Here is a 25,284-nt window from a genome sequence, read left to right on the forward strand (position 1 = left end):
ATCTCTGATACTACGTTGAGATTCCCTTCGGGAAGGACAAACATTGTGTTTGATTCTTTGTAATTGTATTATATCCCTGGGTTCATGGTTAGAACACAGAAATAAAATCAAAGATTTTCATGGGGAGTGCCAGAATATGCGTCTCGCTTGTCATTCCTGCAGGGAATCCAGACGTGAATCTTTCCATGCGAATCTCTAATACTACGTTGAGATTCCCTTCGGGAATGACAAACATTGTGTTTGATTCTTTGTCAATGTATTTATATCCCTGGATGCGAAAAAAAATCAAAGGTTTCATGGGGAGTGCCAGAATATGCGTCTCGCTTGTCATTCCTACAGGAAATCCAGACGTGAATCTGACCATGCGAATCTCTAATACTACGTTGAGATTCCCTTCGGGAATGACAAACATTGTGTTTGATTCTTTGTCAATGTATTTATATCCCTGGATGCGAAAAAAAATCAAAGGTTTCATGGGGAGTATCAGAATATGCATCTCGTTTGTCATTCCCGCAGGGAATCCAGACGTGAATCTTTCCATGCGAATCTCTAATACTACGTTGAGATTCCCTTCGGGAATGACAAACATTGTGTTTGATTCTTTGTCAATGTATTTATATCCCTGGATGCGAAAAAAAATCAAAGGTTTCATGGGGAGTATCAGAATATGCATCTCGTTTGTCATTCCCGCAGGGAATCCAGACGTGAATCTTTCCATGCGAATCTCTAATACTACGTTGAGATTCCCTTCGGGAATGACAAACATTGTGTTTGATTCTTTGTCAATGTATTTATATCCCTGGATGCGAAAAAAAATCAAAGGTTTCATGGGGAGTGCCAGAATATGCATCTCGCTTGTCATTCCCGCAGGGAATCCAGACGTGAATCTGACCATGCGAATCTCTAATACTACGTTGAGATTCCCTTCGGGAATGACAAAAATTGTGTTTGATTCTGTTTAAATGTATTTTAAATCATTGCGATGTCATTATCTTTTCTGACTTTTGTGGTTAATTCCGAAATCATCGCGCCAAAAAGACTCAAAGTTAAGCCTTCAGGACTCAACAACCAGGCAAAAAGAGTGGATTTTGAGTATAAAAGACTCAACGACGAGGCAAAAAGACTCAAAAACCAGTCTGAAACACTCAACGATCACTCAAAAGAGTGGAATTTGAGTATAAAAGACTCAACGACCAGGCAAAAAGACTCGACGACGAATCTAAAAGGCTCAAAAACCAGCCTAAAAGGTTCAAATTTGAGGCAAAAAGGATGGTTTTCAACTATTGAAACATCAAATTACATTCATTAATATCTCTGGTTAATCATTCCCATATTTCAATATAAAAAGAACACTTTTTCTTATATTTGTTCCTTATGGACAATATAGACGCAACTCAAGATAAAAGATTATTTCTCATTGATGCTTATGCAATGATTTTCAGAGGATATTATGCTCTGATCAGGAATCCCAGGCTTACCAGCAAAGGGCTTGATACTTCTGCCATTTTCGGATTTACCAACTCCCTGATCGAGCTGATCAGAAGGGAAAGACCTACGCATCTTGCCGTGGTTTTCGATGTGGGTGAGGCAAGCATAAGAACGGGAGATTTTTCAGAATATAAAGCCAACAGAAGCGAAACGCCGGAAGCCATTCAGAATGCCATTCCGTATATTCACAGAATTCTGCAGGCCATGCATATTCCTATTTTAGGAGTTCCGGGTTATGAAGCAGATGACGTGATCGGAACAATTGCCTGCAAAGCAGAAAAAGAAGGTTATACGACATTCATGGTAACTCCTGATAAGGATTTTGCACAGCTTGTTACCGATAAGATCAAAATTTATAAGCCGGGGTTAAAAGGCGGGGACATTGAGATTTTAGGTGTAGAAGAAGTTAAAGCCAAATATGAAATTGAAGATCCCAAACAGGTCATTGATTTCCTTGCCATGATGGGTGATTCTGTAGATAATATTCCCGGGCTTGAAGGGGTTGGTGAAAAAACAGCCATGAAATTCCTGAAAGAATTCGGAAACATTGAAACGCTTTTAGCCAACACAGACAAACTGAAAGGCAAGCTTAAAGAAAAAGTAGAAGCTTCGGCAGAGCGTGGAATTTTATCTAAAAAGCTGGCCACCATTATCTGTGACGCCCCTATTGAATTCCACCAGGAACAGTATGATCTGGAGACTCCCGATTTTGAAAAAGTAAAAGAGGTTTTTGACGAAATAGAATTCAGAAGACTCTATGAAAATCTTTACCGTGCTTTTGCGACCACGTCTCCGGGAACTGTTGTAATTGCTGAAGTAGATATCACTGTTGCAGAAACACCACAGCAGAAAGTCGCTCAGGCAGTCGGACAGCTGGATCTTTTTGCTACCTATGAAGAACTGGATCAGGCGACTTCCACAAAATCTACCATTGAACAGAATGATCATCTGTATCAGTTTATTGATAATCCTAAAGCTCAGAAGATTCTTGTCCAAAATCTCCTGAAGCAAAAAGTCGTGTGCTTCGATACGGAAACCACTTCATTGAATGAATTGGAAGCCGAGCTGGTGGGAATGAGTTTCAGCTATAAAAAAGGACTGGCTTACTACATCCCTCTATCGGAAGATCAGGGTGAAGTGCTTCAGACTCTGGAAATTTTCAGACCTTTTTTCGAAAAAGAAGATCTCATCAAAGTAGCGCACAATTTGAAGTTTGACTATAAAATCCTCCAAAGATATAATATCACGGTAAAAGGCGCTATGTTTGACACCATGATCGCCCATTATCTTCTAAATCCTGACGGCAGACACGGAATGGATTATCTTTCTGAAATGTACCTGGGCTACAAACCCGTTTCCATAGAAACCATCATCGGAAAAAAAGGTAAAAACCAAGGTAATTTCAGGGATGCGGATCTCAGGACTCAAACTGATTATGCCGCGGAAGATGCTGACGTAACTTTTCAGCTGTATGAGCTTTTTGCCCCACAATTGAAAAAAGAAAACTTAGAAGATCTGTTCTTCAACATAGAAATGCCTTTAATGGAAGTTTTGGCTAAAATGGAACTGGCCGGAATTTCTCTTGATGAAAAATGGCTTGCCCAGGAAAGCATTGATCTGGAAAATGATCTGAAGCAGCTGGAAGCAAAAATTTTCGAACTTTCTGGAGAAGAATTTAACGTCAATTCACCCAAGCAGCTTGGAGATATTCTTTTCGAAAAACTGCAGCTCGATCCGAAGGCCAAGAAAACCAAAACCGGACAATACGCCACTTCGGAAGATATCCTTCAAAAACTGGCGTCCAAACATGAGATCATCAAGCATATTCTTGAATACAGAACTTATCAGAAATTAAAATCAACCTATGTGGATGCATTGCCGTCACAGATTGAAAAAACGGATAATCGTGTTCACACTAATTTCTCACAGACCACTGCAGCAACTGGTCGTCTGGCAAGTGTAAATCCGAACCTTCAGAACATTCCGATCAGAACGTTGAGAGGTCAGCAGATCCGTGGAGCATTTGTTGCCGGAGAAGGTAAAAAGATCATTTCTGCCGATTACTCACAGATTGAACTGCGTCTGATCGCTGAAATTTCCGGTGAAGATAATATGATCAAAGCTTTCCAGAACGGAGAAGATATTCACGCTTCTACAGCGGCGAGATTATTTGATATTCCACTTGAAGAGGTTTCAAAAATCCAGCGAAGCCAGGCCAAAACCGTAAACTTCGGAATTTTGTACGGACAGGGAGCATTTGCCCTCGCCGAGCAGACCGGATTATCCAGAAGCGAAGCTAAACAGATGATCGATGCCTATTATGCTACGTATCCGAAACTGAAAGAATACATGGCAGAGCAGGTGAAAAGAGCCCGGGAAATCGGTTATGTGGAAACCATTCTGGGAAGAAAGCGTCACTTAAAAGATATTAATTCCAATAATTTTGTAGTTCGTGGTCACGCCGAAAGAAATGCGGTGAACGCCCCAATCCAGGGAAGTGCTGCCGATGTGGTAAAAATGGCGATGATTAAAATTCAAAAAGAGTTGGAAAAGGAAAAGCTAAAAACCAGAATGCTGTTGCAGGTACATGACGAATTGGTATTTGAATCGCCGGTTGATGAAATTGAAGTTGCCACCAACATCATTAAAATGGAAATGGAAAATGCGATTGAGACGCAGGTTCCGTTGCTGGTGGAAGTGGGCGTTGGTAATAACTGGCTGGAAGCGCATTGATTATAAATTTAAATATAAAAACTTCCACGATTGGTGGAAGTTTTTTGATATTTATCTATTGCCTATATTTGGTATTGTTACCTTTTTTAAATTATCAATTTCCTTATTCATTTTTTCTTCCCAGCCTTTTCCATTTCTTTTTTCGAGGTAAGGCTTTAAAGTCTCTTCATATTTCTTCTGTCCTTCCCTATCAATGTCGTCAATGATACAGCCTGTATTTTCATAACTTATTCCAAATTTTTTTCGGATGTTATCAATTTTGTCAAGCGTTTCAGCTTCGTATTCCGGAATAGAAAATCCACCTGAAAATCGGTAGGTAACATTATCTTTTTTTATATCTTCCTTAGCCTGTTGAATGTATTTATTTTCAATTTCTTTAATTGCTTTTCGGGTTGATATGTAAGTCGCTGCATCAAAATATATAATGAATGTTAACAATACACCGCAGAGTATAGTATATGCTAGAAGAAATTTATTTTTCGGATTTAAACTTTTAATTCTCAAATGACTAATTAACCAGGCAATCACAACAAATAAACCCAAAGCGATCAGAAGGTATTGCGGACCGCTTTCCGACACAACCGTCCAAAAGTCAGGTTTCATCGGATACATAATGAGGTAACCGCCTAAAGTATGCGCTATAATTAGCAACAGTACAATGAAAATATTGATGGTGAGCAGCTTTTTGGAAATCATGATTTAATTGATGATAAAGCTAAGGTGAAATAGGACAGGTTCAAAGTATTTTATGCACTAAATTCGATTCCACCCACATACGTCAGCGAAAAAAAGTCATTTTCGACGGAAACCGGTTTCGGAACCTGGCCTTTATTCAGGAAAATGATGGCATTAACCTCAAATTTCAAATTAATCTCATTGAGTCTGTTGACAAGGATCGGCAGCCATTGTTCGGCAAAAGAATATTCTGCAAATTTTTCATAGATCGTTCTGCTGCCACCTTCAAAACCATATTCTACGAAATCGTGATCGAGCCAGACCGTATCCTGTGATTCCGCGAATTTTGAAATATGAATATCATCAGATTCTTCGAGAAGATAATAGTTTTCATCTTCCTCTACAAAATCATAAAAATCTTCTTCACTGTTGAAATTTCCTACCCAAAAATCTAATGTATCTGTATTCATTACTAACTCTTAATTTAAAGCACCAAAGTTATGATAATATTAAAGAAGTATCAGAATCTTGGTACTCTTTTTCCCGATTCACTTTCCTCAATTGTCTTCTCCAACCTTGAAATTCTTGTCTTTTCCTGCTTCGCGCTCATGATCCAGTGCAACATTACTTTTTTGTACGATGGAGCCTGATTGTTAAAAAATTCCCATGCTTTTTTATTTCTCCTGAACTGTTTTTCAAATTCCTGACTCAATGTAGCGGTTTCATTTTCATGGGAGTAGACTGCCGATCTTTCTTCTTTTCTGAGTTCAAAAGCTTTCTGACCCGCTTGGGTCATAAGCCCGGCATTTGTCAGTTCCTCCATCTTTTTTATATTCACGGCACTCCAGATGCTTGTTGATTTTCTTGGAGTAAACCGGATGCTGTAACTTTCTTCATCAATTGATCTTCTCACGCCGTCAATCCAGCCGAAGCATAAAGCCTGATCTACGGATTCAGGCCAGGTCATGGACGGTTTTCCGGATCCGACTTTGTAAAAGCCTACCAGCAGTTCTTTTTCTGTCTGATGGTTTTCCTCAAGCCATTGACGGAATTCCTGCGGTGTTGGGAAGAAGGTGGGTTTCATTTTTTAAACTTTCATCTAAAATACTTATTTTTCTAATATTTAAGAGTTGGGTGAAAAGTTTCGGGCGGGAGCAAAGCTCCCGCCCGAAACTGAATTAAAATACATTTTAATTTTTGAAAGCTAGTAATTTTTGATCTTCTTATTCCCTGAAAAACAAAAAGTTGTTCAATAGTCAGATTTTGAAGTTGGCTCATCCCTTCTTCCATCCCAAACTGAAAGAACAATCAATTCAGAATCGGAAAATTCGTAAAAGACTAAATAATTACGAACAATTTTAACTCTTACATTTGCAGCATTTGTTTTTCTTCCTAGGGTTGGGTTTTCAGAGAGTAATTGAAGAGCATCCGTAATTAGCTTATTAAGCTTTATGCTGAATGTTTTAGACTTGTTTCTGGATATCCAGTATTCAAAGACTTCTTTTCTTTCGATTTGAGCCTTCAGTGTCCAGATTATTTTTCTTTTAGCCATTGTTCAATATCCTGATTGGCTTGTTCGTCGGTAAGAAATGCAGAACTCTTATATTCCTGTTGGGCTTCTGCAATTCTGTCTTTTTGAGAATCGGTAAGAATATATTCACCAGTATCCAATTCAAAATCTAAAAGCTTTTGAATCTCCTCAACAATCCTTCGTTCTTTCAGTTGAGTAATTCTTTGGATTAAATTAATTTTTAAATCTGATGCATTCATCCTTTTGAATTTTATATTCAAATGTAAAGAATTTTCTCTAAACCAACGGCAGCAAAAAATAAAAACTACTCCCCTGATTCAGCGAGCTTTTCACGCCGATTTCACCATGTTGTTTTTCAATAAAGTTTTTTGAAATAGCTAGTCCGAGTCCGGTACCGTTCTGATGTTCGCCCGGAACCTGGAAATAGCGGTCGAAGATCTGACGGTGGTATTGTTCCTCAATTCCTTTTCCGCTATCGGTAACGCTGAATTTTACGGATGTTTCATATTTCTCCACCTTTACGGAAATGCTTTCATCCTGAAAAGAATGCTTAATGGCGTTGCTTAGGAAGTTATTCATCACCCAAACGGTTTTATCAAAATCGGCTGCAACAAGATCCGAATCTTCAACTTCAAACTGGGTTTTAATGGAAATATTCTTCTGCTCTGCAAGTTTTTCCACATTTTTGATCGCAGTCTGAACCATCTCTTTCGGAGAGCAATGTTCGATATTTAACCTGATATTTCCTGTTTCAACCTGTGATAAATTCAAAAGTTCTGCGGTAATATTCAGGAGGCGCTGTCCGTCTTCATTGATCCCGTTCAACAGCTCTTTCTGTTGTTCATTCAATTCTCCGAATTTTTGGTTTTCTAAAAGCTGTACACCCATTTTAATGGCCGAAATAGGTGTTTTTAATTCATGTGAAATGGTCGCAATAAAATTGGTTTTGGCAAAATCCAGCTCTTTGAAGGGCGTAATATTTCTGAGAAGAATCACTCTTCCGATGTACTTTTTCTCTTTCTCGCCGGTTTTTACAATATTGATCGGAATAACATCCTGCTCAAAATAATTCTCCTTATGACCGGAAACAATTTTAATAGGTTCTTTTTGAGGATGATCTATATTTTTCAGCAGTTCCCTGATCAGATCGTTATTGACTGCTACTTCATGAACAGTTTTTCCAATAATTTCTTCTTTATTTAAATTCGTAATTTTTAAAGCTTCATCATTAATCATGTAGATGAAATGATTTTCATCCAGGCCAATTACTGCATCGTGCATGTTGTTGACAAGCGTTTCGATGCGCTTTTTATCCATCAGCTGTTTAGACAGTGTACTGCTTTCATATTCCTGAAGCTTTTCAGCCATGACATTAAATGATTCCGCAAGATCATTGAATTCCTCACTTCCTTTAAAATGAACCCTTTCGCTATAATTTTTATTGGCAATCTGCCGGATACTTGAAGTGAGCTGACTAATCGGTTCTGCAATGGTCTGCGGAAGATTAAACAACAGTACAAAAGCGATGAGGAAACATACCGTTCCGAGGCTGACAATCCAGAATGTTGCGTTTTCTGCAGTGATAATAGCCATATCACTTTTCCGTTCGATTCCTTTCATATTCAGGGTCATGATCTTAACAAGATCTTCACGGATGAGCTTCTCCTTTTCATTATCGGGATGATTCAAGTAGTCGTTAAAATGTAAGTTCAGGCTTTGGGTAGCTTCCTTTTCCCCGAATTCTGTCAGATTTTTTTCCTGAAGCTGGTTGTTTTTCTTAAAAGTCTGTATCGCGACAGCGCTGTCGGTTCCGATCCTGTCCAGTGCCAGAAGCATATTCTTGGAAAATTCAATACTGTTGTAATTGGCATTGAGAATTTTTTCGGTGTCCGATTTCAGTTTATTGATGTAGACCGAGCCCATGACTGAAAGAAGAACAATCAGTAAAAAAAGAAGACCGACACCTAAGGTAAGTTTTGTTTTTAGTTTCATCGATTTCAGGATAAAATAATAATATCGATCTGCCGTTCATTGAGGCGGTTCATCAGGGTGTAAATCCAGCTGTAGCCGAAGATCCTCTGCCAAAATCTCGCATGCGGTTTTCCCATGCATACCGTGGTGATATTATGCTCCACAACATATTCGAGAATACCTTTGTGAACGCTGTTGTTTTTCACACGAATGACCTTGGCGCCCAATTCCTGTGCTAAATTAAAATTATTAATTAAATAACGCTGTTTATCCAGGGCAATTTTTTCAAGGCTTTCGGATGGCCGCTGAATGTAAAGAACGGTCCACGGACTATTGTAATAACTCGCAAGCCGCGCCGTTTTCCGTATGATATTCTTGGCAATCTTCCCGTTGCTGCTGATGCAGGCAAGAAATTTCACAGGCTTAAAATTTTCGGTCCTGATTTCAGTTTCCACTTTTTTTTCGACATGGGCAGCGACCTCTTTTAGAGCTAGCTCACGGAGCTGCAGAATATGTCCGCTCTGAAAAAAGTTCTGTAATGCGGTTTGAATTTTCTCTTTTTTATAAATTTTACCCTCTTTTAAACGGGTTAAAAGCTCATCTGCGGTAAGATCAATGTTCACCAATTCATCCGCAAGTCCCAAAATTTTATCAGGAATACGTTCTGAAACTTCAATTCCTGTGATTTTTTTTATTTCTTCATTTAAACTTTCAATATGCTGAATATTCACCGCACTGATGACGTTGATGCCATTATCCAAAATTTCCAGCACATCCTGCCATCTTTTTTTATTCTTAGACCCTTCAATATTGGAATGTGCCAGTTCATCCACGAGAATGACTTCGGGACGACTGTTAATGATGGACTGAAGATCCATTTCTTCGAGATTTTTACCTTTATAAAATGACGATCTTCTCGGAATTTCGGGAATACCTTCCGCCAGCGCCTGGGTTTCTTCCCTTCCGTGGGTTTCTATGTAGCCGATCTTTACGTCAATTCCATTTCGTAAAAGTGCATGTGCTTCCTGAAGCATCCGGAAAGTTTTTCCTACGCCTGCACTCATGCCGATGTAAATTTTAAATTTCCCTTTTTTTGATTTTCGGATGAGCTCTAAAAAATGTTCTGCCTCTTTTTTTTCAGGATCCATTTGATTTAGATATTGAGATCATATTATTTTTGACAAGTATTCTTTGTTTTACTTTTTTAAATGAAATGCCTTTGTTTATCTTTATTAAAGATCAACTATTGTAAGAAACTTTGTCTAACCTTGCGATAATTAAAACGCAAGGAAAAACAAAGAATTGATTTTAAATATTTGAAAACAAGGTAAACAAAGGCGTTACACTTATTTTCGAAATACAAGGAATAATATGCCCATGGTTTGAAGAATAAATTTTGTATCTAGAACCAGTTTTTCTATAATAAAAGTTCTCGATACGATTTTTCTCCATTTCATTGCGAAAAACCTACTCGAACTGACGGTGTTTAAATACAATCCTTTAAATTTAAGTTAGTGTTTTCAAACCTTGAATAAAAGCTTACTTCACATGGATTTTTCCTTACTTCACGTGGATAAAAGCTTACTTCACCAGGATAAAACTGATTTTTCAGCAATTTTTCCTTACTTCACATGGATGAAACCTTACTTCACATGGATAAAAGCTTACTTTACGTGGATGAAAAATTTATTTATTTCGTTTAACCAGTTTTCATTAATTATTCAATTATAACCTAAACATCACAGCCAACGTTACTCTGCTATCCGATTTTCTTAAATCCGGTCTCCAGTTATCAACAGGTGTGTCGATCCATCCATCGGGGCTTGTGGTTCCTCCAGGCCCTGCGAAATATGGAATATTGCTTTTTCTGAATCCGTATTCCAATCTGAAAGTTACGAATTGATTCGGCATGACGTCAACGGTTGCCGTTCCCTGAAACATCTTTAACTTTTCACCGCGTGCAATGGCATCATTAAAGTCGTTATTAGCCACCGGTGACGGACTGAACGCCAGATAGGCCCCGGGATTGGAAACGGCATCTGCTCTCAAGGTTAAAGCAATTTTATTATTGTAAAACCAAAGCCTGTTGGCTATGGAACTTCCGATCATGTAATTGTCTGTTGCCTTTAAGCCCCCTCCCGATTGAAATCCGTAATGATTGTTGATGCTGAAAGCTGCCTGTGACAATCCTTTGCTCTCCTTATTTTTATAATATCTCGCTACGATACTGTGATCATGATGAAAACGTCTTACATCCGGATTATTTCGGGTATCTTTTCCATTTAAGTAAAAATTGGCGACCAGCTGAATATTTTCATTCGGACGGTAATAGTTGGATATGCCAAGTCCAAGCCCTTTATTCCATGAATTATAGGTTTGCCATCCGTTCATCACCCAAAGTTCAACCTTATATTTTTTTGACGGATAAGCCTGAAATCTCGCTCCCTGGAAGTAGAAAGGAGTAAAATCGCAGACCAAACTTCTTTGATAATTCCAGTTTTCACCAAGGATATAACTTTCAAGTCCGATATAACTCATAAAGATCCCAGCTTCTACATTAAGGCCATGCATTACGTTAAAATGATAACCGGCAGCAGCTTCCCGAATGTTCTTTAAGTTATTGACACTCGTATTCTTCCCGTGATTTACACTTCCGTCCAGATCCTGAACGATAGAACCCATTTGTCCATACTGAAGCCATAAACGACCGATCATATTTTTGTAATTCGTTTCCAACCCGATGCTCGCCATATTGATTGTAAATTCATTAGAACGTCCGATGGCAGAAGAAATCGTGTGTGTGTTATCTTTCGGATTACGGAAATCGTAGTTATAATAAGCATCTACATACGTTACTCCGGTAAGAATTGTTTCTCCGTCTTTATCTTTTAAGGTTAAAGGAAAATCTGTCTGTCTGTTTTGTCCGTTGATCCACGTCAGATCATAGCCTTCGAAAGGGATCTTTGAATCATTTATTTTTAAAGAATCTTTAGGTTGTAAGGAAACAGAATCCTGTTTAATCTCTTGTGCATTTAGAGGGTTTAAGGCTAAAATTCCGAATAATAAAATAGCCTGAATAGTTGTTGATTTCATTTTAGTAATATTGATAACAATGTGTGTTAATTAGTTTGAGAGAGGGAGCGACCTAGGAGTTGGAGGCGTTAAGAAAATTGAAATTTAATCCGTGAAGAAATTCCCATTGTTTGAAGCGCGACACAAATGTTGAACCGAAGAACAAATTCCGAACTCACGCAAGTTTTGGGAATTTTAGGAATAATTTCAATTTTAGCCGACAAATCCAAGTCTTGAACTTTTGTTTCTTTTGTTTCAAGACAAAAGAAAAAAGATTATTTATTTTAATTCGTTTAAGGCAATATTCAGTTTAAGAACATTGACTTTAGACGGTCCGAAAAATGATTTTTCCGTTTGATTGTTAATAAGATTTTGAATTTTATCAATTGAGATATTTCTTTCTTTAGCAATTCTTTTTGCCTGGTATAAAGCGCCTTCGGGAGAAATATCAGGATCCAGTCCGCTTCCGCTGGCGGTTACCAGCTCTACGGGAACTTTTACATTACGCATTTCCGGATTCTGCATTTTTAAAGTGTCGATTCTTTTCTGAACCGTTTGAAGATATTCTTTATTGCTGGGTCCTTTGTTGCTTCCGGCACTCCCTGCGGCATTATAATTGACTGCGGAAGGGCGACCGTGGAAATATTTAGCAGATTTAAATTCCTGTCCAATATTGGCGTAAAATTTCTGGCCTTTATAATGAATGATTTCTGCGTTTCCCTGTGTCGGTAAAACTTTTGAACCTGCGTAAACGATGCCTAAATAAATTCCGACAATCACAAGCATCACAAGGGTCAATCTTAATGCGGAGATAATATGGTTTTTCATTTTGAGTTAAATTTTGTTGTTGAGGAAAGAAGGATGGATGATGGGAGCTGGATGATGGAAGTTCTATTGATTATGATTAACAGCCACAAGTCTTTTCATTTAATAGTTAATTAAAACGGCATGCTATTAAACTTCCAGCATCTAACTTCCAGCCTTTAAAAGAAAAGACTGATTCCTAAATCGATGAGCTTAATCCCTATGAACGGCGCGATAATTCCTCCCAGTCCATAGATTAAAAGATTTCTTCTTAATAAGGCACTTGCCCCAATTGGTTTGTAAGCCACTCCTTTCAAAGCCAACGGAATCAGGATCGGAATGATGATCGCATTAAAAATAATGGCCGATAAAATCGCCGATTCAGGGCTGTGAAGATTCATAATATTCAGGTTCTGCAGGGCTGGAATAAAAGTGATAAATAAGGCTGGAATAATGGCAAAATATTTAGCAACATCATTCGCAATGCTGAAGGTTGTAAGCGTTCCCCTGGTCATTAATAATTGCTTTCCGATTTCTACAATTTCGATTAGTTTCGTAGGATCATTATCGAGATCTACCATATTCCCGGCTTCTTTGGCTGCCTGTGTTCCGCTGTTCATGGCGACGCCAACATCGGCCTGAGCAAGAGCGGGTGCATCATTCGTTCCGTCTCCCATCATGGCGACCAGCTTTCCTTCCTGCTGTTCTTTTTTGATGTAATTCATCTTGTCTTCCGGCTTGGCTTCGGCAATAAAATCATCCACCCCTGCCTTTTCTGCGATAAATTTTGCGGTTAAAGGATTATCGCCTGTCACCATCACGGTTTTTACACCCATTTTTCTCAACCGCTGAAAACGTTCCTGAATGCCGGTTTTGATGATGTCCTGAAGTTCGATCACGCCCCATACTTTTTCATTGACAGAAACGACCAAAGGTGTTCCTCCGTTTTCTGAAATTTTGGTCACGGCTTCCTGAGTTTCCTGCGGAAAAATATTTCCTGCTTTTTCCGTGATCTTTTTAATGGTATCGTAAGCACCTTTCCGAATTCTTGTATTTTCAAAATCAATTCCTGACGTTCTTGTTTCTGCCGTAAATTCGATGTACGAAGGATTCGGAACAAGCAGTTCTTCAGGTTTCAACTGACTTAATTCAATGATTGATTTACCTTCAGGCGTTTCATCAGCAACAGAACTTAATGCAGATGCTTTGATAAATTCATCCAGTTTGGTATTATTTGAAGGATGAAATTGTGTTGCCTTACGGTTACCGATGGTGATTGTTCCGGTTTTGTCTAGAAGAAGAACATCAATATCTCCGGCCGTTTCCACGGCTTTACCACTTTTGGTGATGACGTTGGCTCTTAATGCTCTGTCCATCCCGGCAATTCCGATCGCAGAAAGCAGACCGCCGATCGTTGTAGGAATCAGGCAAACGAAAAGTGAAATAAATGCCGCGATCGTGATCGGTGTCTGCGCATAATCTGCAAAAGGTTTCAGGGTAACGGTAACGATGATAAAGGTCAGTGTAAACCCTGCCAATAATATAGTGAGTGCGATTTCGTTTGGTGTTTTCTGTCTTGAAGCGCCTTCTACCAGGGCAATCATTTTGTCAAGAAAAGATTCTCCCGGTTTTGTGGTAACTTTTACTTTAATTCTGTCGGAGAGTACTTTTGTACCACCGGTTACTGAGCTTTTGTCCCCTCCTGCTTCACGGATTACAGGAGCACTTTCCCCGGTAATAGCCGATTCGTCGATGGTAGCCAGGCCTTCAATAATCTCTCCGTCCATCGGAATCTGATCTCCGGCTTCGCATAAGAAAATATCTCCCAGCTTCATATCGGCTGATTTTTTAAGGATGGTTTCTACCTGGAATCCCTGTTTGTTATTCATGACCACTTTGGCAGGCGTTTCTTCACGGGTTTTTCTTAACGTATCTGCCTGTGCTTTTCCTCTTGCTTCGGCAATCGCTTCGGCAAAATTGGCAAATAAGACCGTGAAAAATAAGATGATGAAAACCAAAAAATTATAACTGAAACTGCCTTGTGATCGATCACCGGTTAAGCTGAACAAGCTTACGATGAGCATCACCACGGTTCCGATTTCCACCAGGAACATGACCGGATTTTTAAACATGATTTTGGGATTCAGCTTAACGAAAGACTGTTGAATGGCTTCATTAACCAAATCTTTTTGAAATAATGTCTGTGATTGATTTTTCATTGCTTTTGAATGATTTTATTTTTTATTTGAACCATTAAGAGCATGTTTAAAATTTCATACGCAAAGTTTTAATTCAACTTTACCTATTACTTTTAGAAAGCAAAGGCAAATAAATTGCTTCGCGAAGCTTGAAAATACAGCTTCATTAAATTAACTTGTTGATTCTTCTTTGCTCACTTAAATGATTAAGTCTTCAAATAAAATCTTTGCGTCAAAAAAATGAATGAGGATTTTGTAATATTTAATAAAGTTTAAACAGGCTCTAAGATTTTTATTGAGAAATATTCTTTGAATGTTTTTAGGCTTAATGATTGAATTATTTATTTAGAGAAATATTGTAACTGTTCTGCGATTGGGCCTAATGTCAGCGCAGGGAAGAATGACAGTGCAGCAATCAGTAATATAACCGCTAAGGTCATGAAACCGAAGGTGGCAGTATCTGTTTTCAGGGTTCCGGCACTTTCAGGAATGTATTTTTTCTGAGCCAGCAGTCCTGCAATGGCAACAGGACCGATGATCGGGATGAATCTTGATAAGAGCAAGATGATTCCCGTAGAAATATTCCACCATGGCGTATTGTCGCCCAAGCCTTCAAATCCGGATCCGTTGTTTGCTGAAGATGAGGTAAATTCGTATAGCATTTCGCTGAAGCCATGAAATCCCGGATTGTTCAGTGTTTTTGTTCCGAATTCCGGCAAATAGGCGGTTAAAGCTGTTCCTACTAAAATTAAAAAAGGATGGAATAAAGCAACAATCATGGCAATTTTCATTTCCTTCGCTTCTATTTTCTTTCCTAAGAATTCCGGAGTTCTTCCTACCATTAGTCCGCTGATGAATACAGCCAGAATGATAAAAATAAAGTAATTCAGAATTCCTACACCGCAGCCTCCGTAGAAGCAGTTGATCATCATGGCCAGCAGTTCATTCATTCCCGACAAAGGCATGGTGCTGTCGTGCATGGCATTGACGGAACCTGTGGAAATAACCGTTGTTGCAATACTCCAATATGCTGAAGAAGCGCTTCCGAAACGTATTTCCTTGCCTTCCATGGCTCCGAGATGAGGATCGGTTCCCATTTGCGTAATTAATGGGTTTCCATTTGTTTCATTAATAATATTCGGAATGGTTAAGGCCAGGAAGCCGATCGTCATGACGGTAAAAATCGTCCATGAAAGTTTTTTCTTCTTTAAATAAAAACCAAGTGCAAAAACCAAAGCGAAAGGAATGATCATCTGTACAATCATCTCAGTCATATTGGTGAGATAATTCGGATTCTCAAGCGGATGTGCGGAGTTAGCTCCAAAAAATCCACCGCCGTTTGTCCCTACGTGCTTTATGGCAATAAATGCTGCTGCCGGACCTCGTGAAACTTCTACTTTCTGACCTTCCAATGTAGTGATATGGTCTTTTCCTTCAAAGGTCATCGGGCTTCCGTTAGCAGAAAGGATGAATGCTACAACAATACTTATCGGAATTAATATTCTGATGACCGATCTGGTAAAAAAATCGTAGAAATTCCCTAGTTCCGTGGTGGTTTTGTCTTTAAATGCTTTAAAGAGCAGTGCCATAGCGGCCATTCCTGTGGCTGCCGATACAAATTGTAAGAACATCAGATAAAGCTGACTAAGATAGCTCAATCCTGTTTCTCCGGAATAGTGCTGCAGGTTGCAATTAACTAAAAAGGAAATGGCCGTATTGAAAGCCAGATCGGATGACATATTCGGATTTCCGTCGGGATTTAAAGGAAGCCAGGATTGATTCATTAAAATAAAAAAACCGATGATAAACCAAACAAGGTTAATGGTAAGCATGGCAAACATATTCTGTTTCCAGGTCATCTGCTTATTTTGATTAATTCCTGAGATTTCATAGATCAGATTTTCAACGGGTTGGAAAACCTTATCTAAGAAAGTTTTTTTATAGCCATAGACATCAGCAATATATTTTCCTAAAAAAATACCGATAACGAATGTAATGGCGAACATGACAATAATGCCTAATATTTCTGTATTCATCGTTTCAGGTTAAAATTTTTCAGGTTTCATTAAGACGTAGCAGATATATCCGAAGGCAAGGACGGAAAGGAAAAATAAACTCCACATAATTATATGTTATCAAAAAATTCGACGGAACGGTACAGGATCCAGAACAGGGCCACACACAGGATGATTAAACTGATCAGCATCATATCGCAACAATAAGAGTTAGAAGGGTGAATACTGCATACGAAACGATCAGCAGGCTCAGCCTCGAATGTTCTCGTTCTTTTAAGATTTTTCTTGAAATTGACATTGTTTAGTATTTTATTCTTTATCCTTAATGCCAAAAGAAATTCCATTTAAGAAATAATAAAACCAAGTAACTGAAAATAAACATGTTATTACATTTAAAGCAAATGTCAAAAACAGAAAAGCCTATCAAAATGATAGGCTCATTATTAAAATGATAATTATTTTTAGAGGTTACTAATCCGATCAGGCAGATTTCAGTCTACTTCTGAAGGTTCTCGGTCTACTTCTGAAGGTTCTCAGTCTACTTCCGAAGGTTCTCAGTCTACTTCCGAAGGTTCTCAGTCTACTTCCGAAGGTTCTCAGTCTACTTCCGAAGGTTCTTGGTCTACTTCCGAAGGTTCTCAGTCTACTTCCTAATGTTCTCGGTCTACTTCTGAAGGTTCTCAGTCTACTTCTGAAAGTTCTCGGTCTACTTCTGAATGTTCTCGGTCTACTTCTGAATGTTCTCGGTCTACTTCCTAAGGTTCTTAAACAAGTTACAAAGATATGTGGCTCAGTTCAGACAGTTTCCGGGCCAATTTTACCTTAAGCCATATTCCTCCAGTTTGCGGTACAACGTGGCAATCCCGATTTCCAATAACCTTGCGGCTTCGGCTTTATTACCTTTCGTGTATTGTATAACTTTCTGGATGTGCTCTTTTTCAAGAGATCTCATGCTGAAAGAATCTTTTTCATCTGAAACTTTACCGGAATATTGAGGTAAGCTTTCTTCATCAAGAATATGATTGTTCATCAGGATCAGGCTTCGTTCTATGGTATTTCTCAACTCACGGATGTTTCCTTTCCAGTCGTTTTTTTCCAGGGCTTTAAAATATTCGGGAGTTGCCTGAATGTCGGAAATGTGTAGCTTTTGGGAAAATACGCTGATAAAATATTTGGCCAACTCCTTTAAATCTTCCTTTCTTTCGCGTAATGCAGGGAGCCTGATTTCAAAAATATTCAACCTGAAATAAAGATCCTCACGGAAATTTCCCTGTCTGATTTCTTCTTCCAGGTCACGGTTTGTTGCAGCGATCAGTCTGAAATCTGATTTTGAAACTTTGGTTTCACCCATTTTGATGAATTCTTTGGTTTCAAGAACACGAAGTAATTTTGCCTGAAGCTCTATTGGCATTTCTCCAATTTCATCGAGGAACAGGGTACCTCCGTTGGCTTCTTCTACCAAGCCCTTTTTATCTTTTATGGCTCCCGTGAATGCTCCGGCCTTATGCCCGAAAAGCTCACTTTCCAATATTTCTTTGCTGAATGCCGAACAGTTGATGGCAACAAAATTATTCTTTTTCCGCTCACTTCCCTGGTGGATGGCATTGGCAAAAACTTCTTTTCCGGTGCCGGTTTCCCCGGTCAGCAGTACGGTAGCATCGGTAACCGCTACTTTTTCTGCGAGCTTTTTTGCCTGAAGAATAAGTGGTGAAGATCCAATGATAGCTTCAAATCCTTTCTGTGCGGTCTGATTTTTCTGGGCTTTATTTATAGCATTGTCTTTGGCTTTATCCAGCGCTTTGTAGACAAGCGGGATAATTTTCTCGTTATCGTCGCCTTTAACGAGATAATCATACGCACCGTTCTTCATCGCCTGAACGGCATCCGTAATGTTCCCGAAAGCCGTCATCAGAATAATTTCCAGATGAGGGTATTTGGTTTTGATTGTTTTTACCAGATCAACGCCAAAGGCATCAGGAAGCCTGACATCGCTTAACACGACATCGAATTCATATTGTTCGAGCATATTCATCGCTGATCTTGCAGTAGATGCCTCTTTTACGTTAAAATTTTCCTGGGAGAGGATCATTCCTAAGAGTTTCAGGAGCTTGATCTCGTCATCGATGATGAGAATGTTTCCGGACATGGTGGTATTTTTTGGAAAGCTGTTGCAAACTTATTGAATTTATTCGGGATGTGGATTTTTAACATTAAGATTTTATGAAATAAATCTGTTTAAATTTTTTAAAGAAGGAGTTGTCAGAAAATTAGTAATTAGAGTTGCAAAAAAAAATAATAACTTTTTGTTTACGTTTTTTATAAAATGCTATTCAAAGTTTTACATGAGAATTCTTGTAAACGCAAAGAAAAATATTTTTTTATAGATAAAGTAATGCAAAGAATTTCTGTCAGAGACGGATGACTAAGCGTACGTTTAACGGCAGAAGAATTCTGCCTGCTTTGCTTTTCTTAAATAGGTTTTACATGAAGAATCTTAATTAACGTAAAGAAAATGTTTTTAAATCGATAAGTAAAGCAAAGAAATTTCCGTCAGAGACGGATGCCTAAGCGTACGCTTGATGGCAGAAGAAATCTGCCCTCTTTGCTTTCTTAAAGAATTTAAGTTGAAAATGAAACTTTGCGTTTTATGTTTTATGATATGCTATTCAAAAAAGTTTTACATGAAGGATACTTTAAAACGTAAAGAAATATGTTATTATAGATAAAGTAATGCAAAGAATTTCCGTCAGAGACGATGACTAAGCGTGCGCTTTATAGCAGAGGAATTCTGCCTGCTTTGCTTTTATTCCATTCCTGTATAATCAAAAAAGACCTCATCGAGGCCTTTTTATTGTGTTTTAATCTATTTCTGCTTTGAGGAAGAGATCCTGGATCTGAACTTCGTCTTCACAGGTTTTTTTGAATTCTTTGATAAAGTCTTTTAAGTGTTCAGGATTCTCAGAATAGGCACAGAACATGTCGGCTTCCGGATCGAATTTGATCTCATTTGCCAGGTCGGGCCTTTTTTCTTCCACAAAAACTTTAGCCAGTGAAGCCCAGTCGTATCCGTTGCCTTCGAAACCTTCATCTTTACGCCACTCGAAAATTTCGGGTTTGTAAGTTCCTGCATTTAAACATACTGAAAAAGTCTTTTCTGAGGCTACCCAAAAAAAGGGTTTAATCGCCGTTTCAAAATTGTACGCTTCCATACTTTATTATTTTTAAATGATATTAAAGATAATAAATTTTGGGCTTGGGTGATATTTTATAACATTTATTAACTTTTGATAGTTGAATTTACGTTTTGACAGTTCTAGATAATCGAAAAAATATTCGAGATCATTTTGAAAACTGTATCATTAACATCCAATGTAAAATCATATTTTTCTGATTCTTCACTTTCGCAGATAATAGTTTTATCTTCTAAGTATATCTTTGAAAGTTTAATTTTTCTGAATGGTTTTTGCTTAATCAAAAAAAGTCCATCAGGTTCGCTGATCACACGTAAAGAGTCAAGAAGCTGATATTCATCATCTTTAAGAATATTTTTATAAATGTAAAAGGCCGATATCAGTCCGTTTTTAAAAATTAATTCAATTCTGTCAAGATCTACTGAAGATTTGTCTATTATTTGATTAAAACCAGCAATAATATCAAAAAAGAGATTGTCTAATGCTGTCTTGCTGGTTAGTTCAAAGTTAATTTCTTCTCCTTCAGATTCGGCAGAAAACTCAAGTTTATTTTCTTCTTTCTTAATATTTTTAATCGGAATCAGATTTTCTTCACCGTGTTGATTAGAATCTAATTTAAATGAATCTGAGCGATATACAAATCGTAAGTCTGTAATTAGAGAAATTTCTCTCAAAGTCGGATCATATTTAAAGGCGGATTCTCTTACTTTTATTTTTTCTGTCATACACTATCTGCGTTATTTGTATTTATTATATTTTTCCAAAGCATCCCAGGCAGCATTAGATCGTGCTGTCTTATCTGCTATTGTTTCGTTTGGCATTCTTTTTACTGTCGTTAATTCTGCCTGTACTTTTCCAAAATCTTTAGAATCTATCTTTACTGTGCCTTTCACTTCGTTTCCGATAGTTTTTGGAAAGGTAACACTTTTGGCACCACCCTCTTTAAGAACATCAAATATATCTGTTCTACAATTTACACATACCCCAACCGGTACATCTCCCGTTCTGAATTTTCCAAGTACGTCTTTAATGATAACATCCTGGTCTTCCATCAATCCGTTGTTAGCAAAATGATTCAGTCCGTTCATTTCTGCGTGTCCTGCCGAAGAACTGTGAAAGGTCTGTGTCCCTAAATTAGTAGAAATTGTAGCATAGGCTCCATTCATTCCCCAAGGCATTAACCCAAGAGGATCAAACATCCCGTTTGAATTTTCTACATAACTGTAAAGATTCAATTCTCCTGAACCTGTTTTCATTGGGTCCTGACTTATATAATATCCTATTTCACTATCATAATATCTAAATCGATTATAATACAAACCTCCCAATTCTTCATCTTCATACTGCCCAAGCTGTCTGAAAGGTATAAAATATTGTGTTCCTTTTTGATTCGTCTGCCTTCCATATATGTCATAGTCTGCAGACCAAATTAATTGCCCTTCGTCATCGTAACACTGTATTGGCCTTCTGATATAATCTGAAATAATACTGTATGTTTCTCCGTTTACTATTTTTCCGCAAGGAACATAAGAACCCCTCTCATAAACCCATGTTACCAGATTTGCAATTGGCTCCTTTTCCATCATTAGATTTCCTTCTTCTCCAACGGTTGTTTTAGGCTCGTTTTCCACTTCGTATTTCCATTCATGCAAAACAACATGTCCACACCAAATATACCGCGTTATTTTTTTGTTTCCAATTTTTGAAATTCGTCTTCCCAGCGCATCGTAAGCAAAGCTTACTTCTTTTCCATCCGGACGCTTTACTTTGGCCAGCATTCCGTTGGCATTCCAGGAATAGGCCCAGTCGCCGGGTTGCCATTCAGGATTTTGAATTTGTTCCGGAGAATTTTCATGAACGTCCGGTAAACTATTTTCATCACGCAATTTTGGTGCATTTATCCAGTCTTCCGCAATTGTTTTATAATAAGGATGTGTATTTTCGTTTTCGTTTTTCTTATTTGATCTTACATTGTTGATGGGTCTTTTACTTTTTAATAATAAATTCCCTTCTTCATCGTAGTGATAAAACCAGTTTTTGTCGCGCATCAGTTTTCCGCCTTTGTCGTAAATACGGTCGGTTCTCCTGGCACTTTCGTATAAACAACCTGTTGCATCGGGATTTTTGTACTGAATTTCTCCATTGGGATACTGAGCAACTACAAGGCTTCCGAAAGCATCATAATCAAATTTTGTTCTGCCTCCGGTTATGCGGTCTAAAACCTGCATCAAACGACTGCCTGAACCCCACTGATAATCTTTATGGAAAGCCGTTTGATTTTTATGAATCATTACTTTCTGGCTTACCGGCATTCCGGCATGATCGAACTCGAAAATACTTTCAACACCTCCTGTCATTTCCCGGGAGAATTGCTGACCGTTCCTGCTTATATTTAAATTCATTTGCCAGGGCTCATGAACTTCTTTTGCACCCGCTGTTACTTTTTTAAGCTGACCGATATCGTTGTAAGCATAATCTATTTCTGCGCCCAGACTGCTTTTTAAGCTTATCAGATTTCCCTGATTATCATATTCATAATCAATAGAATGCTCACCTTGTTTTTCACTTGTGACCAGGCCTAATTTGTTACGCTGAAAAACTACGCTGCTGTGTTCATTATCTGCTCTTATCAATAGTCCTGAAGTGTCATACTGATACGCTTCCCAGGTTCCGTCGGGATAATGAGTCTGCGTTAATCTTCCTCCTAAATCATATTCATAAAAAATATTTTTTCCGTGTGGATTGCGGCTTTGGGTGATCATTCCGTCCTTGTCTCTTACAAAGAATTTCTGTTGTCCGTCGAAACCGGTTTCACCGATGATCTCATCATTATTGTTCCTTTCAAAATGATATATTTCTCCTTTTTCGTTGGTGATGCTCATTAAATTTTCATACGCATTGTAGCCAAAAATTAAGGTTTCTTCTTTTTTAAAAGTCAAAGCATTTCTTCGAACCTGTCGTTTCAGGCTTCCCATCGGCGTGTAACTCATGAGCCATTCCGCCTTTCCGTCGGTGGCGTATATTGGAAGATCGTAAGCATCGTAGCGAAGTTTCAACGGCAATTGGCCGGGTTCGTGTACCTCAACGACACGTCCCATTTTATCTCGGTTCCAGACGGTTCTGTTTAAAGGTCTCGGACTAAAAATCAAAAGTCTCCCGTAATCGTCGTATTTCCAGTACTGTTCGTCGCCAATAGTATTGGTCAATCTGATAATCTGGTTTCTGCTGTTATATTCATACCGTGTTTCAATTGCCTGTTTTTTACTGCTCTCGGGAAGTTTTTCATTATCCGGATATTGGTAATTTATCGTCTCATCTGTGGGATCGGTATAATTTAAAAGTCTTCCTTCTTCATCATAATTCCAGGTTTCTGAAGTTCCTGAAGGAGAAAAACGCGCAATGATCTGTCCGAACTCATTATACTGATAACGATATTCTTCTCCGTCCGGAGTGTGGAAAATTTTAATATTTCCAAATTCATCGTAAGTATAGCCCTGAACCCGTCCTTCAGGCGTTCCGGTCATTTTTAATTCGTTGTGGGAAGTATAATCGTACCAGGTTTCTCCACCTTCACCATCAACCTGTTTATATATAAGAAGATCTTCATCATAATAATATTTTTCGGTTTTATTGTTCTGTCTCGGATAGATAACTTCAGTATATCCTTCTTCATCATTATAATTTAGAAAACCTTCCATAAAACCTTCCGAGCCTTTTGTATGGACCACTCTGCCTTTTTTATCATACTCCCAGTGATAGCTCATTCCGTTTCTGTTGGTTCTTCGGATGATTCTGTTCTGATCATCAAATTCAAAAACAATTGCTTTTTTATGAATATCCCAGACATGGGTAAGATTTCCATGTTCATCATACGAGTAACGTATCTGCAGATCCCTCTGATTTTTATAGCAGTAATAAACTTCGGTGATTTTTTTAAGTTCGGGATGAATAGTTGTTTCTATCGTAAAACCGCTTTTAACATCTTTAATATTTTTTAAAACAATATTTCTCCCTTCATATTCATATTCTCTGATCGTTCCGTCTCCATATTCAATTTGGATTACTTTAAAAATACTGCCTTCCACTGCATGATGAAAACGTTTGTACGTATAAATATCCGTTCCTTTTCTGATGATCCAGATACTTTCATTCGGGCGGTACTGCCAGATTTTCTGACTTCTGTAATAGGTTAATTCTTCCCCAACTGACGGAAGAGGAATCGGCATCGGTTGAAGTTCTTCCGGATGCACCCACGCAGCAACCTCATCTTCTTCATCAGGAACGATATAAAGGTCATGAGAATTGAAAATACCGTTTCCAAGCATCCCATGCTGATACGGTCTGTCGCTGTACCAGACATTTTCCCATTTTAGCGGTGTTCCGGCTTCAATCTCAAAATCATCCCATTCAAACAACATGGCTCCTGAGGCGAAATTAACCGGTTCTAAGCCAACTTTACACAACGCTTTCGAAAGAGGATTATTTTTCCCGAATTTCCCCTGCAAAAAGTGATTAAATTTCGTAATTCCTTTACCCAGGCTTTTCGTTAAACCTCTCATTAAAGCCATTCCTGCAAAACGCATCAGCATTTCGCCCGGAGTATAAACATGCGGAACAAAAGCACCACCTACGAGTACAGGACCTCCCGTATTTATCTGAATATATAAGCTTGAAAAATTATTATAAAAAGCAAAATAAGCAAGTGGATTCTTTTTAGGCTTATCCGGCATTGCAGGTAGCATGGTCATTCCGAAAGGCAATCCCATACACGTAAGTACCTGCTGTGGCTGGTTTCCGCTCATTTTACTTCCCTGTCCTAAAACGGTTTGTGCCCCATAGTACACTTCGCCTTCATGCGGCGCCTCCTGAAGGAAGGGAATCATGTACACTGGAATAAGTGAAGTAACGTGCCTGAAAGGTATGACAACTCCCATAACACTGGTGGTTGTGGTGGCTTTGTGTCTTCCGTGGACATATATTGAGCCTCCCATGGGAATTCCTTCCGGAAGATCGGGTTTTAAATTTCTGATAAATTGTGGAATCGGGATGGTAAACTGAATATAATCCATCACATCAAAAACGATTCCTATGAAAGGATGTGGCAGCGGTAAAGGAATCAGCATGAATGACGGCGGTGGCGGAATCAATGTCCAATGAATATCAATGGCCAGAACAATATCAAAGTGTTTACTGGTATGCTGAATCGCAGTTGGGGTAATGGCAGGGGTATTAACTTTAATAAGTTTCACCTTGCTTTGCGGTGCGGCATTTTCTGACGTTACAGATGTTACTCCGCCACTACCACTTGCAACTTCTGATTGTACGTCATCATTACCACCTAAAGACTTCGCCATAGAAACAGGATTCAGGGAATCGAAATTGTTTTTCATTCCGTTTTTCCAGCCTTGCGTGGTTTTTTCTTTGCTGAATGATGTTACATCCGCATTGACTTTCCATGACCGGTCCGGATTCATATCTGGCTTTGCAACCTTTATCTTTTTAATTTTATTTTGATCTGCCATGATATTTATTTGTGATTTGGTTTTAATAATTTACCGCAGAACTTTAATTTTTAACCATTAAGAATATTTAAGTAATTAAGTTTA

At 38.4% G+C, this 25,284-nt stretch carries 18 protein-coding genes; 2 read left to right on the forward strand and 16 right to left on the reverse strand.

Annotated elements, in window-relative coordinates:
• Nucleotides 1–88: 88 nt before the first annotated feature.
• On the reverse strand, nt 89–895 hold the full coding sequence (locus BMW64_RS09080) for a hypothetical protein (RefSeq protein ID WP_143052671.1): 807 nt from the start codon (nt 893–895) through the stop codon (nt 89–91).
• Between the two features lie 87 nt (nt 896–982).
• On the opposite strand from BMW64_RS09080, the gene BMW64_RS09085 reads away from it, so the two are divergent.
• Both BMW64_RS09085 and polA read left to right on the forward strand, forming a co-directional pair.
• Nucleotides 983–1,309, forward strand: a complete 327-nt coding sequence (locus BMW64_RS09085; RefSeq protein WP_089999655.1) for a hypothetical protein — start codon at nt 983–985, stop codon at nt 1,307–1,309.
• A gap of 65 nt (nt 1,310–1,374) precedes the next feature.
• Entirely contained in the window at nt 1,375–4,221 is a 2,847-nt protein-coding gene (gene polA, locus BMW64_RS09090; protein WP_089999656.1) for a DNA polymerase I, read from the forward strand.
• 51 nt (nt 4,222–4,272) lie between these two features.
• On the opposite strand, the gene BMW64_RS09095 is transcribed toward polA, so the two are convergent.
• From BMW64_RS09095 to BMW64_RS09175, 15 genes are all read right to left on the reverse strand, one after another.
• On the reverse strand, nt 4,273–4,917 hold the full coding sequence (locus BMW64_RS09095; RefSeq protein WP_089999657.1) for an FEKKY domain-containing protein: 645 nt from the start codon (nt 4,915–4,917) through the stop codon (nt 4,273–4,275).
• A 50-nt stretch (nt 4,918–4,967) separates the two neighbouring features.
• Nucleotides 4,968–5,366 (reverse strand): immunity 22 family protein, encoded by a 399-nt coding sequence (locus BMW64_RS09100; RefSeq protein ID WP_089999658.1) that lies wholly within the window; start codon nt 5,364–5,366, stop codon nt 4,968–4,970.
• Between the two features lie 50 nt (nt 5,367–5,416).
• Nucleotides 5,417–5,980: a YdeI/OmpD-associated family protein gene (locus BMW64_RS09105; RefSeq protein ID WP_089999659.1), complete on the reverse strand. Its 564-nt coding sequence runs from the start codon at nt 5,978–5,980 to the stop codon at nt 5,417–5,419.
• Nucleotides 5,981–6,145: 165 nt separating this feature from the next.
• On the reverse strand, nt 6,146–6,448 hold the full coding sequence (locus tag BMW64_RS09110) for a type II toxin-antitoxin system RelE/ParE family toxin (RefSeq protein WP_089999660.1): 303 nt from the start codon (nt 6,446–6,448) through the stop codon (nt 6,146–6,148).
• On the reverse strand, nt 6,430–6,666 hold the full coding sequence (locus tag BMW64_RS09115; protein WP_089999661.1) for a hypothetical protein: 237 nt from the start codon (nt 6,664–6,666) through the stop codon (nt 6,430–6,432). The genes BMW64_RS09110 and BMW64_RS09115 overlap by 19 nt, the downstream gene beginning before the upstream one ends.
• A gap of 37 nt (nt 6,667–6,703) precedes the next feature.
• On the reverse strand, nt 6,704–8,419 hold the full coding sequence (locus tag BMW64_RS09120) for an ATP-binding protein (RefSeq protein WP_089999662.1): 1,716 nt from the start codon (nt 8,417–8,419) through the stop codon (nt 6,704–6,706).
• Between the two features lie 5 nt (nt 8,420–8,424).
• Complete coding sequence (locus tag BMW64_RS09125) at nt 8,425–9,546, reverse strand: histidine kinase (protein WP_089999663.1); 1,122 nt, start codon at nt 9,544–9,546, stop codon at nt 8,425–8,427.
• Between the two features lie 577 nt (nt 9,547–10,123).
• Nucleotides 10,124–11,491: an outer membrane beta-barrel protein gene (locus tag BMW64_RS09135; RefSeq protein WP_089999665.1), complete on the reverse strand. Its 1,368-nt coding sequence runs from the start codon at nt 11,489–11,491 to the stop codon at nt 10,124–10,126.
• A 258-nt stretch (nt 11,492–11,749) separates the two neighbouring features.
• Nucleotides 11,750–12,298: a K(+)-transporting ATPase subunit C gene (kdpC, locus tag BMW64_RS09140; protein WP_089999666.1), complete on the reverse strand. Its 549-nt coding sequence runs from the start codon at nt 12,296–12,298 to the stop codon at nt 11,750–11,752.
• Between the two features lie 155 nt (nt 12,299–12,453).
• Entirely contained in the window at nt 12,454–14,493 is a 2,040-nt protein-coding gene (gene kdpB / locus BMW64_RS09145; protein WP_089999667.1) for a potassium-transporting ATPase subunit KdpB, read from the reverse strand.
• Between the two features lie 320 nt (nt 14,494–14,813).
• Nucleotides 14,814–16,508, reverse strand: a complete 1,695-nt coding sequence (gene kdpA / locus BMW64_RS09150) for a potassium-transporting ATPase subunit KdpA (RefSeq protein WP_089999668.1) — start codon at nt 16,506–16,508, stop codon at nt 14,814–14,816.
• 796 nt (nt 16,509–17,304) lie between these two features.
• Nucleotides 17,305–18,633: a sigma-54-dependent transcriptional regulator gene (locus BMW64_RS09160; protein ID WP_089999670.1), complete on the reverse strand. Its 1,329-nt coding sequence runs from the start codon at nt 18,631–18,633 to the stop codon at nt 17,305–17,307.
• A gap of 712 nt (nt 18,634–19,345) precedes the next feature.
• Entirely contained in the window at nt 19,346–19,696 is a 351-nt protein-coding gene (locus BMW64_RS09165; protein ID WP_089999671.1) for an immunity 51 family protein, read from the reverse strand.
• A 104-nt stretch (nt 19,697–19,800) separates the two neighbouring features.
• Nucleotides 19,801–20,403: a hypothetical protein gene (locus BMW64_RS09170; RefSeq protein ID WP_089999672.1), complete on the reverse strand. Its 603-nt coding sequence runs from the start codon at nt 20,401–20,403 to the stop codon at nt 19,801–19,803.
• A gap of 12 nt (nt 20,404–20,415) precedes the next feature.
• Complete coding sequence (locus BMW64_RS09175; RefSeq protein WP_228400893.1) at nt 20,416–25,200, reverse strand: RHS repeat-associated core domain-containing protein; 4,785 nt, start codon at nt 25,198–25,200, stop codon at nt 20,416–20,418.
• Between the last annotated feature and the right edge of the window lie 84 nt (nt 25,201–25,284).

This window comes from Chryseobacterium taichungense, assembly GCF_900109935.1.
In the GTDB taxonomy this organism is placed as follows: domain Bacteria; phylum Bacteroidota; class Bacteroidia; order Flavobacteriales; family Weeksellaceae; genus Chryseobacterium; species Chryseobacterium taichungense.